Source organism: Ureibacillus sp. FSL W7-1570 (genome assembly GCF_038593265.1).
Lineage (GTDB): Bacteria > Bacillota > Bacilli > Bacillales_A > Planococcaceae > Ureibacillus > Ureibacillus suwonensis.
The window spans coordinates 2,983,180-2,997,358 of record NZ_CP151979.1 but is presented as its reverse complement, the minus strand read 5'-3'; the positions used below and the strand labels follow the sequence as shown (position 1 = coordinate 2,997,358).

Annotated in this window: 11 protein-coding genes and 7 pseudogenes; 8 read left to right on the top strand and 10 right to left on the bottom strand. The window is 37.4% G+C overall.

Translation table 11 applies throughout. The features are described from left to right. Positions 1–42 precede the first annotated feature (42 nt). Positions 43–352 (bottom strand): annotated as a pseudogene (locus NST13_RS14920) (PadR family transcriptional regulator). A 230-nt stretch (positions 353–582) separates the two neighbouring features. On the opposite strand from NST13_RS14920, the pseudogene NST13_RS14915 reads away from it, so the two are divergent. After that, a pseudogene (locus NST13_RS14915) lies at positions 583–804 on the top strand (transposase); the annotation flags it as partial. A gap of 286 nt (positions 805–1,090) precedes the next feature. On the opposite strand, the gene NST13_RS14910 reads toward NST13_RS14915, so the two are convergent. After that, positions 1,091–1,477 (bottom strand): type II toxin-antitoxin system PemK/MazF family toxin, encoded by a 387-nt coding sequence (locus NST13_RS14910; RefSeq protein ID WP_033843013.1) that lies wholly within the window; start codon positions 1,475–1,477, stop codon positions 1,091–1,093. Beyond that, positions 1,477–1,785 (bottom strand): AbrB/MazE/SpoVT family DNA-binding domain-containing protein, encoded by a 309-nt coding sequence (locus NST13_RS14905; RefSeq protein WP_340436095.1) that lies wholly within the window; start codon positions 1,783–1,785, stop codon positions 1,477–1,479. The genes NST13_RS14910 and NST13_RS14905 overlap by 1 nt, the downstream gene beginning before the upstream one ends. A 349-nt stretch (positions 1,786–2,134) precedes the next feature. Here NST13_RS14905 and NST13_RS14900 point away from each other — a divergent pair. Continuing rightward, positions 2,135–2,293, top strand: a pseudogene (locus tag NST13_RS14900) (IS630 family transposase); the annotation flags it as partial. A 69-nt stretch (positions 2,294–2,362) separates the two neighbouring features. On the opposite strand, the pseudogene NST13_RS14895 reads toward NST13_RS14900, so the two are convergent. The 4 genes and pseudogenes from NST13_RS14895 to NST13_RS14880 all read right to left on the bottom strand — a co-directional run. Then, a pseudogene (locus tag NST13_RS14895) lies at positions 2,363–2,605 on the bottom strand (nucleotidyl transferase AbiEii/AbiGii toxin family protein); the annotation flags it as partial. Then, a pseudogene (locus tag NST13_RS14890) lies at positions 2,605–3,078 on the bottom strand (Abortive infection protein AbiEi); the annotation flags it as partial. The pseudogenes NST13_RS14890 and NST13_RS14895, both read right to left, overlap by 1 nt. An 83-nt stretch (positions 3,079–3,161) precedes the next feature. Then, on the bottom strand, positions 3,162–4,367 hold the full coding sequence (locus NST13_RS14885; protein WP_342580936.1) for an ATP-binding protein: 1,206 nt from the start codon (positions 4,365–4,367) through the stop codon (positions 3,162–3,164). Positions 4,368–4,665: 298 nt separating this feature from the next. Next, positions 4,666–4,965, bottom strand: coding sequence for a helix-turn-helix transcriptional regulator (locus tag NST13_RS14880; RefSeq protein WP_342580935.1), 300 nt, complete (start codon positions 4,963–4,965; stop codon positions 4,666–4,668). Positions 4,966–5,101: 136 nt separating this feature from the next. Between NST13_RS14880 and NST13_RS14875 the strand changes: the two genes are divergently transcribed. The 4 genes from NST13_RS14875 to NST13_RS14860 all read left to right on the top strand — a co-directional run bounded on the left by NST13_RS14875 (position 5,102) and on the right by NST13_RS14860 (position 9,232). Then, complete coding sequence (locus tag NST13_RS14875; RefSeq protein ID WP_340714495.1) at positions 5,102–5,578, top strand: transposase family protein; 477 nt, start codon at positions 5,102–5,104, stop codon at positions 5,576–5,578. Continuing rightward, positions 5,505–6,671 (top strand): ISL3 family transposase, encoded by a 1,167-nt coding sequence (locus tag NST13_RS14870; RefSeq protein ID WP_342580934.1) that lies wholly within the window; start codon positions 5,505–5,507, stop codon positions 6,669–6,671. Before NST13_RS14875 ends, NST13_RS14870 begins: the two co-directional genes overlap by 74 nt. Positions 6,672–7,209: 538 nt before the next feature. Then, the gene (istA, locus tag NST13_RS14865) at positions 7,210–8,739 is read left to right on the top strand and encodes an IS21 family transposase (RefSeq protein WP_342581824.1); all 1,530 of its coding nucleotides are present in this window, start codon (positions 7,210–7,212) and stop codon (positions 8,737–8,739) included. Next, positions 8,732–9,232, top strand: a complete 501-nt coding sequence (locus tag NST13_RS14860) for an ATP-binding protein (RefSeq protein ID WP_342580933.1) — start codon at positions 8,732–8,734, stop codon at positions 9,230–9,232. Before istA (NST13_RS14865) ends, NST13_RS14860 begins: the two co-directional genes overlap by 8 nt. Positions 9,233–9,276: 44 nt before the next feature. On the opposite strand, the gene istB is transcribed toward NST13_RS14860, so the two are convergent. Then, complete coding sequence (gene istB / locus NST13_RS14855) at positions 9,277–9,996, bottom strand: IS21-like element helper ATPase IstB (protein ID WP_013399917.1); 720 nt, start codon at positions 9,994–9,996, stop codon at positions 9,277–9,279. Next, a complete protein-coding gene (gene istA, locus NST13_RS14850; protein WP_013401401.1) occupies positions 9,984–11,501 on the bottom strand; it encodes an IS21 family transposase in 1,518 nt (505 codons plus the stop codon). The genes istB and istA (NST13_RS14850) overlap by 13 nt, the downstream gene beginning before the upstream one ends. A 138-nt stretch (positions 11,502–11,639) precedes the next feature. Here istA (NST13_RS14850) and NST13_RS14845 point away from each other — a divergent pair. Further along, a pseudogene (locus NST13_RS14845) lies at positions 11,640–11,924 on the top strand (ATP-binding protein); the annotation flags it as partial. A 233-nt stretch (positions 11,925–12,157) separates the two neighbouring features. After that, positions 12,158–12,280: pseudogene (locus NST13_RS14840) on the top strand (transposase); the annotation flags it as partial. Between the two features lie 167 nt (positions 12,281–12,447). On the opposite strand, the gene ltrA reads toward NST13_RS14840, so the two are convergent. Further along, complete coding sequence (gene ltrA, locus NST13_RS14835) at positions 12,448–13,710, bottom strand: group II intron reverse transcriptase/maturase (RefSeq protein ID WP_096552510.1); 1,263 nt, start codon at positions 13,708–13,710, stop codon at positions 12,448–12,450. Positions 13,711–14,179 lie beyond the last annotated feature (469 nt).

Here is a 14,179-nt window from a genome sequence, read left to right as displayed (position 1 = left end):
CGTACTATACCACATGTAACAAACTCACCAAGTTTAAGCGCGTTAATCCTTTATTTCTTTAAATAGCGCATAAGCTTTTTCTTTCGCTTTCATAAGTACCTCATTTCCTTTTTCGGTTGTTCTGTAATATTTTCTAATCTTCCCTTCCACAGTTTTTTCTTCTCTTTCTAATAGACCCGCTAACTCCATCTTGTGCAGTAAAGGATACAAGGTTCCCGCGCTCATCTGATAGCCGTGTTTCTTCAGTTCTTCTAACAGCCATGAACCAAATATGGGTTCTTTCTTTAGCATGATATAAAATGTGTATGTGAATAAAACCAAGGAGCCATTTACGCAACACTTTATTTTCCATCACGTTCCCCTTCATGATCGAATTTCGATATCGAAAATCGATAGCATCGTATCACGTCTACATGGTGTTTTTCAAGAGAGACATTATTAAGATAAGGTTAATTTTGTGTACCTCTCTCTTAACAAGATGATGGATAAAAGTTTGTGTAAAGCATTTTGCTAGACCAAAAGAAAAAAGGTAGGGGATTTTCTGATTGGACCAAAAATCTTAGAGAAAGGAGTACCCTACCTATGACTAAAAGGATACCGAATGTCGACTGGGCAAATCGACTGGAAAATGCCATTCGTCACTTTGTGAAAGAAAAATTCGAACTGATCATGCGGAAAGAAATCAAACATTTCCTCGAAATCGAACCAGCGGACACATCCAATATGAGAAACGGCTACGATCAACGAAATCGAGATACGCAATATGGTCGGATTGAAGGTCTTTTGGTGCCAAGAGAACGAAACCATATTTTTTATTTCTGAATACTTATGATTAGAACCAAATCCTTGAATAGGCCTAGTTTTTTGCTATGTTGAACAGTTTACTGGACTCATGTTTCTTGTGGATTTAACGACAAAAGTAAGCAAGTAAAATGCCAATTCGACTCACAACTTCCGTAGTTAAAATAAAAACGATCAACTTCCTAATTTCGGTTTTTCGACACCTGTCCAACTAAAATTAGCTTCTCAAAAATTAGCAAGAAACTTTAAAGTACAAAAAATAACCCTTTCTGAAATAGAAAGGATCATGTCAAGTCAGATATGTTTCTATTTTCGCCAGGCATTCATCAATGATTTTATCTATTTCTTCAATTTGTGCATCTTCTGGATTATACTTCTTTAAAATTTTTAGATTACGAGCTTTCCAATCCAATGATTTAATTTGATCAGTTAAAACTACCCCTGTTATTGGATAGCCATCGCCATCAGGGGATATTCCTTCTTTTGGTAAATCCACTTCGAAGGGATAACCCTTCTTTTGATTGGTAATCGGACAAACAGCTATAAATCCTGTTGCTTGATTGAATTCTTTAGGCGATAAAACAATAGCATTCCTTCTCCCAGCCTGCTCATGACCAGCTTGTGGATTGAAGTTTAAAACAACGAAATCGCCTCTCTCTGGTACGTCTGCTGGCATTAAATCAATTCACGCCCTTCTATCCCGAAATCAATTTCCTCGTGTCGATTTTCAGGTGTAATCTGTGATATTAGTTCTTCCAGTGTGTATTTCTTCCGTGTTCTTTTTGGCTTTAATGTGATGATACCTTCATTTCCAATCACATTTAATTCTATTTCGGAACCTTGTTTAATCCCTATTTTATCAGCAGCATCTTTTGGGATACGAATGCCCAAACTGTTTCCCCATTTTTGAACAATAACTGTAGACATGTAGTCACCCCCTTTACTCGGGTTTATTTTGTTTTCTAAATGTTCTTTTGAATACATTATATCACCCCAACCTAAAATGTATATACATAGTATATACATATTTACAAAAAATGATACCAATGATTTTTCAACAAATACGATTCTCGTCGCAAAAGCAATCATTTGAATCGATTAATTAAAAATGCTTTTTTCAGACTCAAAAAGCATATATCAACAAGTATAGGTACAAACGTTGAATTGCGAAATGATGTATAAAGCTTTGCCATAACAAAAAAGTAGGACCTTCAAGGAGAATCTAAAGCATCTATATAAATGTAACTTAGAAATTCAACTTCCGTATAATATTGGTTCATTTGGTCGATACTGCTCCTAAGAAAGCGAACGGAAAAGGAGTAGAGCATCACCGATGAAACGATTGAAAATCACAGATGACCACGGATTCACAGCTCGGAAATTACGAAAAGAAGAACGGAAAATCAAAGATGCTTCTTTGCGTCAACGAGTGACCGCCGTCCGATGGATCATGGAAGGCTATCTTGGGAAAGAAGTGGCAGAGATGTTGAACCACCACGTCAATCTCAGCGGTTAACGTACAAATGGACTCAAACGCAGCTTTGATATATTGAATATCATTCGAAATTTGTTTGGCTAAAAAGTCAATATCTTTGGTTGGTCTAGATTTAAATTGTGTTAAGGAAAATAAAAAGAGACCGCCTTTTAGAACAAATTTATCCCGATAATTAGAAATGGAAAGTCGATATAGTAACCTTTCTTGAAAATACAACAATAAAATTAAATCAAAGGTTTTTCCGCTTTGTTTGGCAATATTCTTTAGTCTTTCTCTAACTGAAGCAGGTATATTTTTAACATTTCCCATTATAAAAGCACCTCTAAGTATTTTAATAAAACGGTCTTGATGCGCATTTTCTCAGCACATTCCACCAATTTGCTTATATTTTTTTCAGGACTTTGTAAATAATTTCGCAAACCTTCTTTCATTAAATCGATTCCTATTTTTTCTCTGTATCGAATAATATCACAAATCGTTTTTTCACGATTATAAATGCTTATTTTATGGCCGCCTACTTCCACTTCTTCAATTCCATATTCAAACTGTTTTTTTGAAAAGTAGAAAATTTTAATTGGTGGATAATCAGGTAAACTGGGTTTCCTTGATTTTCTTTCAATAGCAATTTGGTACTCCCACGGGTTATAAGTTGTTAACTCATAAAAAGACAACGCCGACAAAAGACAAAGAACACCATTCGGGACAACTTTTGATACTTCAACCACTTCTTCATTTTGATCATTTTCAAATTCAGCATAACGGTAAAGTCCACGTTTGATTCGAGATCATCTATTCTTTCATTTATTTCTTTTATAACTATATCCGGCTCTTTTCGAATCATCGACATATAAATCCCCCTTCACGATCAATAAGTACCCCATCTTAAAAAGAACAGGAACAGGGGATCTAGAATGAATATTTGATTATCTTTCCATTCAAAGACTTGATAAATAGGCTCACTAGAAAACATGATATCATGCAATTTTTGAAGAGAATCTCTAATCTTGTTCTTCTCGATTTTTTCCTTTGAATTAATTACTAGCAGCTGATCGATTCTCTCTTTCATTTCGTCCACTGACAGGCTAACGACAGGTGGATTTTGAGCAATTGCTTTTAATAAAATATGATAAATATCCGCTTTTTCTCCATTTTTTAATTGATATTTTTTTCTTTCTTGTCCCCTTGTGGATGGACCGGCCATTAACTTTTTAACCACTTCTTGATACGGTAAGTTAATAGTAGTGAACCGATAACTTTCTTCCAATTTTTTTTCGTCATTTATTTCCTTTATACTTTCATCTTCATCAATATTTAAAATAAGCGACAGATTCAAACAAATTGACTGCATTAACTGTGGAGATGTAAGGCTTTCTAAAGCCATTTTTGAAGCCAATTCATCACTTATTTTGATGCCAAGCTGCTCAAAACCAGTAATCGCAATTTCCTTTAACTCATCTTCTTGCCATGGTTCGATATTAATTAAATTTAATCTGCCGCTCAAATCTGGATTTTTCCTAATGGCGTCATCCGCTCTATGAGGTAGTGATATAACCACAGCTTTAAATTCTCTTCTAATGGCATCTTTTAATTGATAAGCGATATCTAACTGCACCTCTTCAGGAGAATAATGGAAATCATCCAGAACTAACACAAAGTTATTTTTTTTAAAAAATTCAATCACTTTATCCTTATTTGATCCATACTTTTCTCGAGTAGAAAATGATTTATTTTCTGGACTATTATCAGTGCCTTTTAGTACAGTCGTTTCTGAGTATTCTCCTTCAAGAGGCAAACCGACTTTATTTGCAACAACTTCCCAAAAGTCTTTTGCATTTTTAAAATCACTACCTGTTAAAGAAACCATATTTTGCGGTTCGATCACTTTTTCACATAAGACAGTCTTCCCTGTTTTAGATGGACCAATAATGGACGTTAAATATCCCGGTGTATTAAGAGCTTGCTTCAAACGTGTTTCATACGTAAAACCGAAACCCGAAGACTTTCTAGAAACGTATGTGTATTTCGGAAATGATCCCGGTTTGAACACTTCATTAGAACGAAGCTTTCTCAAACCATATTCCTCCTTTTCACACCTTTATATATCTTAATACTAATATTTTAACCTAATCATCACTAATTTTTAAACCTAATAATATAAAAAAAGACCTTTATGGACCTTTTTGTACTTTTCACGACCTTTTCATCTTATACTTTTCATATTTATCTAAACATCAAAGCACATAAGGAGAGATCAACGATTGACAGATACGAAATTTTACATACATTGATCCCTTCCTCCAAAAACAAATTCCTTGGAGAATGTTCTCTCCAAGGAACAACTTCGATAATATAAGCGTATGAATGATACGCTAAACTTGAACATGCAGGTTATGGTCATGATCCTGTTTACTACTACCGTCAATGATGAAAGCAGTATTCAATGCTTGCGAGATTTTAAAAAGTGTCCCTACTCTCGGACTCGTAAGCCCTGCTTCAATCCTTCCAATTGTGGATTTTGGAACTCCAATACGATCTGCAAGTTCCTGTTGAGACATATTCAGCTGCTTCCGTCTTGTTTTGATCTGTGCAGCTATCGTTCCTTCTAATTGAAGTTTTTGAACATGCTGCTTGCCTCGAATAACTGCATATTTCTTAAAAAAATCACTCATTCTTTTTCCCTGCCAGTTGATTATTAATTCATGATAGTTCTTCTTGTTTTTGGCAAGTAGAAAATGGCTCTTACGCAATTTTGGTGAAGGCCTATAATTTTACTTTTATAGTATAATAAAAGAAAAGGTGTGATGAATGATGAATCGTCAAATCCATTGGTCTTCACCGGATCCTTTCCTAGAAGTTCTGGATATTCAAGAAGAACCATCCTCCATTACCTTTATTGTTCGAAGCACTCATGAATCCTGCCCTTGTCCTCATTGCCAAGTGCCTTCCACACGTCCACACAGCCGATATACACGCATGATTCAAGATTTGCCGATTGCCGGAAAAGCTGTTTCCATCCTGCTTATCACAAGAAAATGGTTTTGCGACCAACCCAATTGCACCCAAAAAATTTTTACTGAACGGTATGATTGGATTTCCAAAAATGGACGCCGAACTTTACGGTCCGAAGAAGTATTACGTAAAATCGCGTTTTCCACCAGCTGCCTCAATGGCGAAAAAGTAGCGAAAGCCCTGTCCCTCCCTGTCAGCCATGACGTATTGCTCTCCCTTATTCGGAAAACGGAGATTCATCAAGAGGTGTCCCCCTTTTATCGGAATCGATGACTTTGCTTTTCGGAAAGGACACAGCTATGGCACGATCATTTGTGATCTGAGCACGCACAAGCCTGTTGCATTACTTCCGGAACGTTATCCGGAAACCATATCAGAATGGCTAAAAAATCATCAAAACATCCAAGTTGTCAGTCGTGATGGCTATCAGGCTTTTCGGAAAGGGATTCAGAACGCTTCGCAAAGTATTTTGCAAGTATATGACCGATGGCATTTTGTCCGGGCGGTAAAGAAGCAGATCGATGCTTGCCTCACCTCGATTCTTCCTTCCGTCATCACGTTGGAAAAAGAAGAAACGGACCAACAAACCTTTCCGCATGAAACCAAACTGCAAAGGAGACAAAAAGAAAGAGCCGAAAAGAAATGGATGATGATCAAAAGCATTCAACAGGAATACAAAAAAGGAAAGAAAAAAGCGGAGTTGGCCAGAGAATTTCATATGGATCCCCGAACCATTTCAAAATATCTCAACATAACCGAGATGCCGGTTCAAGTAAAAAGAAAGCGAAAACGGCAAACCGATGGTTTTGAGCAATACATTCAGCAACTCGAACAAGAGGGCAAGACCATCCGTGAAATTGATGCGCAACTTCGTAAATATGGATATACGGGGACACTTTCAGGTGTCCGCGTTGCAATCGAAAGCATACGAAAAGAAAGAAAACGGCAGGGGATTAAGGAATCTTCCGTTCGAATTTCCAGACGGCAAATGATTTCATATGTTTGGAAACGAAAATCTAGACTTTTAGAAAAGGAACTGCAACTTCTTGAACAATCCTTTAAGATGTACCCATCCCTTCATTCTTTCCACCAAATGGTTCAAACATTTAGAGAAGCATTTGATGAACGGAACTATCCGGCATTTTTCAAATGGTTGGAAAAACAATTGTCTTCTCCAAACAATCATTTATATGATTGTGCACTTCGACTCCGTAGGGATTTACAGTCGATTAAGCTGGCATTTAGTACTTCCTACAGTAACGGAGTTGTGGAAGGCCATGTTCACCGATTGAAGCTGATGAAACGAATCATGTATGGCCGGGCAAAGCTGGATTTACTTGAAAAACGAGTGTTATATCATTTATAAAATGTTTTTTTAAAAAATTAATAAAGAGATGAAGGACTGTACATATATGGTTTCACCAAAAGAACGTAAGAGCCATTTTTAGTTTGCCATAAACATAAAAGCGAAAGTCTTTCATGGGACGTTAACGAATCAACCAAAAGCTTGTTATGCTTGTGGACATGTTTTTGATGATCAAATCATTAAACACGGTTTTAAAACGTCTCTCAATTAAAATGCCTAGCATTTCAGGTTTTCATACCTACTTAAAATTGCGGAAACAGCGTTATTTCTGTAAACATTGTCATGCCACGTTTACTTGAAAAACGAGCGTCGTGGCTAAAAACTGTTGTATTTCCAACAATACTAAAGTATCGATTGCTTTAAACGCCAAAGATCAAATCTCCGAAAAAGATATTGCAATGAAACATCATGTGTAAACGATAAAATAAAATCAACAGATTCCGCTCATTTGGATTGAACACTTTTTCACTATCAAATACACTTCTAATAAACTAGTTTATTAAGTTTATTGGAGGTTGTACTAGTGGAGGAGAAGCTTGTGTTATATATTGAAATCCATCAATTACGTACTAAAAGATTGCGAATTTCACAAATCGCAAGGAAATTGAAAATCTCACGTAATACAGTTTATAAGTATTTAAATATGACATTTGAAGAAGCGGTGGAGGAGTTTGGCACGATTGAGCGAAAGAAAAAGTTAGATCCCTATCGGGATTGGATTGTGACATGGTTACAAGAAAATCCAAGCATGAGTGGAGCACAAATTTTGGACTGGCTTCAAGAAAAGTTTCCTGACTTACAAGTTGGAGAAAGTACAGTTCGTCGGTATGTCAAAGAGATGAGAGAAATTTATCAAATTGAAAAAACGGATGAACCCCGAGAACATGAAGCTGTTGATGAATTACCACCAGGAAAACAAATGCAAGTAGACTGGGGACAAACCATTCAGAAAACAATAGATAATAAGGACATCAAACTTTATTTTATTGCCTTTGTATTATCTCACTCTCGACAAAAGTATATGGAATGGCAAGACCGCCCCTTTACAACCAAAGACACCATTCGTTGTCACGAAAATGCCTTTAGATATTTTGGGGGAATGACTGAAGAAATTGTTTATGATCAAGACAATCTTATTGCGGTAAGCGAAAATGCTGGAGATCTTATCTTAACAAAGAAATTTCAGGCATATGTGAACGAACGTAAATTTCAGATTTACCTATGTCGAAAAGCAGATCCCCAATCGAAAGGAAAAATTGAGAACGTTGTGAAATATATCAAGTATAATTTCGCAGCACATCGTATCTTCTCAACAATCGGAGATTGGAATGAAAAAGCCTGGAATTGGCTAGAACGTACTGGGAACTATAAAGTGCATCAAACAATAAAAAAGAGACCTTACGAAGTGTATCAACTGGAAAAGAAACACTTACGAAAGATCTCCTCACCGCTTTCTTTAACAGAAAGCAACCCTATTGAAATTATAACAAGGAATGTGAATAAGGACAACACGATTCGTTACAAATCGAATCGCTATTCAGTACCTATCGGCACATATACGAAATGCCCTACAGTGAATCTGCAAATCAATAATGAAAAATTAATCATCATAGAACCTACAACTGGTGAAATACTTGCCAAGCACACGATAAGTTTAGAAAAAGGAAAGCTAATTAAAAATACGAATCATGCACGAGATCATACAGAATCGCTTGATATGCTTAAACAAAGAGTGCTTCATTTATTTCCTACTGGAGAAGCATCGAGACAATATATTGATGAAATCTGCCAGAGATATAAGCGCTATCGCCGTGATCAATTACTCATTTTACAAAGGGTTGCCGAAAATGATCCTCATTGGATTCCAATGGCGTTAGAGAAATGTATCCGTGAAAAACTGTATAGTGCAAATGCTTTTCAAGATGTCGTAAATTACTTAAAGCTACAAGAATCTAATCCCATTCTTGAAATACAGGTCAATTCTACTAAACTTGTTTCTTCGATAGCTGTAGAAACAAGGGATTTCAATACATACATTCAAAGAATGGGAGGAAAAACAAATGAATAAAAGTGTTCCAGAAATTCAACAAGCCTTTAAACAATTGAGATTATCCGAAACAGCGGAGGAGCTCCCAGAGCTCCTTCGGAAAGCAGAGCAATCATCTTGGACATATTTAGAGTTCTTAGAACAGATAACTACGTATGAACTAAAAAGACGTGAGGAGAAAAGTATTGAAAGACGAATGAATTGGGCTCGTTTCCCGTTCTATAAACCTTTAAGTATGTTTAATATAGATGAGCAAACAGCCATTACAGAGCGGCAATTAAGGCAATTACGTGAATTTCAATGGTTAGAACAAGCATACAACTTAATATTACTTGGACCACCTGGAGCGGGAAAAACTTTATTATCCGTTGGCCTTGGAATTGAAGCGATTCAAAAAGGCTTTCAAGTGTATTTTGTGACCATGGGGGAATTAATTCAGCTATTAAAAACAGAAGAATATGTCAATAAGTCAAAAACTAAGTTAAAGTGTTTTTGGCAAGTAGAAAATGTATGAAATGGCAATTAAAAATGCATACATACACTTGCCAAATTCCATGGTTAACGTTGAGAGATTGAGTCTTTGTATCGGTGACTTTCACCATTGAAGATGATTAAATGAGAATGATGAATCAGCCGATCAATGACGGCCTCTGTTAAAATGGGATCGCCAAAGACATTATTCCATTGGCTAAACGGTAAATTGGTTGTCACAATGATGCTTTTGGTTTCATAACACATGGAAATAACTTGAAATAATAACTCTGCCCCCTGTTTATGCAATGGAATATAGCCCAATTCATCAAGAATCAAGAGATCCAACTTTTCGATTTGATTGAGAAATTTACCAAGGTCACCTTTTTCATTGGCCTCCAATAAAGCATTGACAATGGAGGCGGCCGTATAGAACTTCACTCTTTTTCCTTGTTTTTTCATCAAATTGAGGGCGATGAGAGTGGAAAGGAATGTTTTACCGGTTCCCACTCCGCCATAGAAGATAAGGTTTTCCTGATTTTTCGTAAACTCACCTTCTAAAATATAATCTTTTGTGATGCCTGGGGCTAGTTGAATCTCCCGCCAATCATAAGGTTTATTTGGAATTTTCGGCAATGTCGCCTGTTTTAGTAGTAAATTTATCCTTCTCTCATCTCGATGCTGCACTTCTCGTTCAAACAGCTTCAGTAAAAATTCCTCATTTGTTTCCGCATGGATGGTATGGTAATTGGCTGGAATCCAGCTTAATTTTAGTCTTTTGGCATATTCCTTAATCATTTGTTCCATGATGCCACATCTCCTTGGGATTCGAATAGGCGGTCATAATGCCTTACTCCTCGGATGGCTTCCGGCATATCTGGAACGTGTTTTTTCGGTTGAATTGGCTCTCGTATACCTCTTCCATTGATTAATTGATAAAATACCTGTTTAATCGATTCTACTTTCGGATGACCATACTGGGAGGCAATCCTCAAAGCCTGTGTCGAAACTTCGAAATCATGTTCTTTTAGTAAAACAGCTAGTAGTTGTAATGCTTCCTTCTTTTCTTGAACGGTACAATTGGAAAAATAATTTTTCCATTCTTCCGGCATCTTTTCATAGAAATCCGTATATTTTAATGCATTTGGCCTTTTGGCCATTAACGTAAGATATGGTTGCCATTTCATTGATTTTTGTTTTGTGCCATATAAACGCTCGTGCTTGATAATCAGCTCATGCTCTTCTGTTAAAATGGCAATCTCATGATAAGAGATCTTTGCCAAAACCTTTTGTTTGGCAAAACGGGGAGACGTGGAATATAAATTGTTTTCTAAATGGATGAAACCGTACTTATCAGCCGTGACCTGCTCATATCGGACACATTCAAATTCTTTGGCTGGTAATTGAAGAAATAACGCTTGTTCTTCTTCAAATAATTCAGCGATGAGTCGCTCCTTCTCATAATGCGGACGATTCCAGTCCTTCTCACATTTCTCCCATAAAGATTCATTAAAACTTTCTAGTTGATAGATTGTTTGTTCAGGTAAAAAGAAATTGTTTCGAATATATTTCACCTTTGATTCGACATTCCCTTTTTCATTTCCGCTGGCTGGGTTGCAGAACTCGCATTCAAAGCCATAATGTAAAACGAATCGTTGAAATGTCTCTGTCAATTCTCTTTCTCCGTTTGGCAAGATCGTTTTTACTGCAGGGGAGAGATTATCAAAACGAATGACCCTTGGAACCCTTCCCATATAGTGAAAGATTCGTTTTAATCCTTCCAAGAAACATTCTTGATTTTGAGCTGGCATGACTTGCACATAGGCCGCATTACTGTAAGGGAATGAAACGACCAGGTAAGGAAAATCGACGTATTTCCCCTGATAGAGAAAAGGAGCTTCTCCAAAATCAACTTGAGCCGTTGCAGGTTTCGATTCTAAAGGTAACGCAGCTGGTTCACTTTGTTCGAGCAGTTCTTGTTTTCTTTTTGATACATAGAGCCGAACAGAACGATCTGAACCTGTAAATCCATATTCTTCTTTTAAGATTTCATACATTCGTTTCGCAGTTCTTCGATATTTTTTCTTCTTTGTCAAGTCCTCTTTAATCCATTGATCCAATATCGGTTTCACTGGATCCATCACTTTCGCTTTTCTCGTTTGTTTAACTTTTGAGGGATTGAAGTCTTCCATTTCCGCATACTTCTTCACTGTTCTTGGATCACGATTCATTCTTTTGGCAATATCGGAATAGGAACATCCTTTTTGGTTTGCTTCATATCTGATATAATGAATTTCAGCCACTGCTAACATCTCCTTGAATACCTCCCGTTGAACTGTTTTGTCCAACTAGGAGGGTAGTGTATTTGGGGAATGTTGGCAAGTGGTTTTTTGTTTTATAGGACCTGCATAAATTAATTGCCAAACGTTACATTTTTAGTTTGCCATAAACAGTTAAAGAGACTGCGTGCATCAGATCTTGTGATAATTGATGATGTCATGTATATGGCAATGGATCAACGAGAAGGCACATTGTTCTTCCAGCTTATTCATCAATTATATGAACGAAGTTCGTTAATTTTAACATCCAATCGAAGCCCAGAACAATGGATAGAACTCGTAGATAATCCAGGGATGATGACTGCAATACTTGACCGTCTGTTACATCGAGTTGAAGTGATTCATATGAACAACGAAAGTTACCGATTAAAACATCAAGAAACAATTTTTTCTTAGCAAAAAGTGTTCATCCGAAATGAGCAAAAATTGTTCATTTGGGGTTGACGTTTACATCATGTTTCTCATGCCACTGTCAGTAGAGTCATTGACAGCTTTTATAGCTATTATCAACCAAATGTTCACTACCTTCCAAAGCATTTGTGTTTTGACGAGTTTAAATCAGTGAAATCCGCAGCTGGAGCGATGTCCTTTATTTTCTGCGACTCTGGAACGGGTTATAACAACGCATTTTAGAGGGGAGTAATAACAAAATCAAGGTGATTAAACGCATTTCTTTCGGTTATCGATCCTTCTATCACTTTAGAAACCGAATATTCATTACCCAAAACTTAGCGAAAATAAAAACAGCTTAGGGGAACCTCGAATTTCCCCTAAGCCATCCGATTACATATTACCAAATAATGTCTCTAAAATTTATTCACCAACATCATTTGACAAAGAACCCAATCGAGTAGGAGGGAGCGATTAACTCCCGTCCTCTCACACCACCGTACGTACGGTTCCGTATACGGCGGTTCAATTAAGATAATTGACGCAAGTTTTCATAACGAGCTTCAAGACTTTTCAGCCCTTGGTTTCTCCAATAGGAGTTACCAAGGGTTCTGTGTAATATTGGACTATTTGAAATACGCCAATAACTCTTCCGAGTATTTCCCCATTCATACGCTTGCCATTGTGGTACGCCAAGTTGAATAAGGTTGCGTATCTTTGTTTTCGGTTTCTTCCAGTTCTTCCATAGACACATTCGAAGTCTTCTACGAATCCATTTATCTAATTCAAGGAATATAGATTTGGTGTCTGCTAACGCAAAATATCCACACCATCCCATTAGATATTGATTCAGTTTCTGAATGCGGTATTCCATCGGGTAGGGCATCTTGCGTGATGTGATTTCACGAACTTTATTCTTCATTCGTTTAAGGCTTTCTTTTGCGATACGAACCTTTGGCTCTTTATGATAGGTAAAGCTAAATCCTAGAAACTTACGTTTCCATGGACGGTCGACCGCTGATTTCTTTTCATTTACTTTCAGTCGTAGTTTTCCTTCAATGAATCGTTGAATGCTTGCCATTGTGCGAAGTCCTGCTCGTTTACTTTTCACGTAAATGTTACAGTCATCCGCATATCGAACGAATTTGTGTCCTCTTCTTTCCAATTCTTTATCTAGTTCATCTAGTACAATGTTAGATAGTAGCGGACTTAATGGTCCTCCTTGTGGAGTTCCTTCTAATGTGCTTGACACCACACCATTAATCATGACTCCCGATTGTAAATACTTACGAATCAATTTCAGTAATGGTTTATCTTGGATTCTCTTCGCGAGTGTACCCATTAATCTGTCATGGTTGACCTTATCAAAGAATTTCTCCAAGTCCATATCTACAACCCATCGATGTCCATCTCTTATATATTCTTTCGCTTTCCTCACCGCATCATGGGCACTTCGGTTTGGTCTAAATCCGTAGCTGTTTTCAGAGAATGTAGGGTCATACACTTTTGAAAGTACTTGGGCGATTGCTTGTTGAATCAAACGGTCTGTTACGGTAGGGATTCCTAGTAAACGAACACCGCCGTCAGGTTTCGGGATTTCGACTCTGCGGACTGGCATTGGTTCATAAGTTCCCTTGAGAATTGCCTCCTTAATAGATAGCCAGTTTTCGACTATGTGCTGTCGTAGGTTTTGTACGGGCATCATATCTACTCCGTGGCTTCCTTTATTCTGTTCTACACGTTTTAGTGCTTGAAGCATGTTCTCCCGTGACAGGATTTGATTCAAAAGCATCGTTATTCTCCTTCCGTGAATAGCTGTTCTCTTTATGCCAGTGGTCACTCCACCCTCCAAGAGGTCCCCCACGGGATTCACCGCTTCCTTCCTCAAGTGAGGTACTACGTTTTCTGTTTTCATCATGACTCACTGAATGCCAAGGGCTATTCTCTCTTAATTGTTCGGTCCTTCTTAGTTGTTCTAGACCAACTAATACTATGACCTCTGCTGACTTCTGACGGTTCAGCTACTTATCACTAAGTAGGTTATGAAGCGTACTTCACCTATCCGCCAGACCTCCCCGGGTAAGTACATGCACTTTCACACCATCTATCCGCCTCATCTACTCGATATGACCTTCGACAGAAAGAGCTTTGTTTTGTTTTGCAAACTCACTCAATCATACCTAGCCTTATATGAGGTTCGTGTTCCTCGGACCGGTGTTTTGCCTCCAGCTTCCTTCAGATTCCGCGTCACCACGGACACC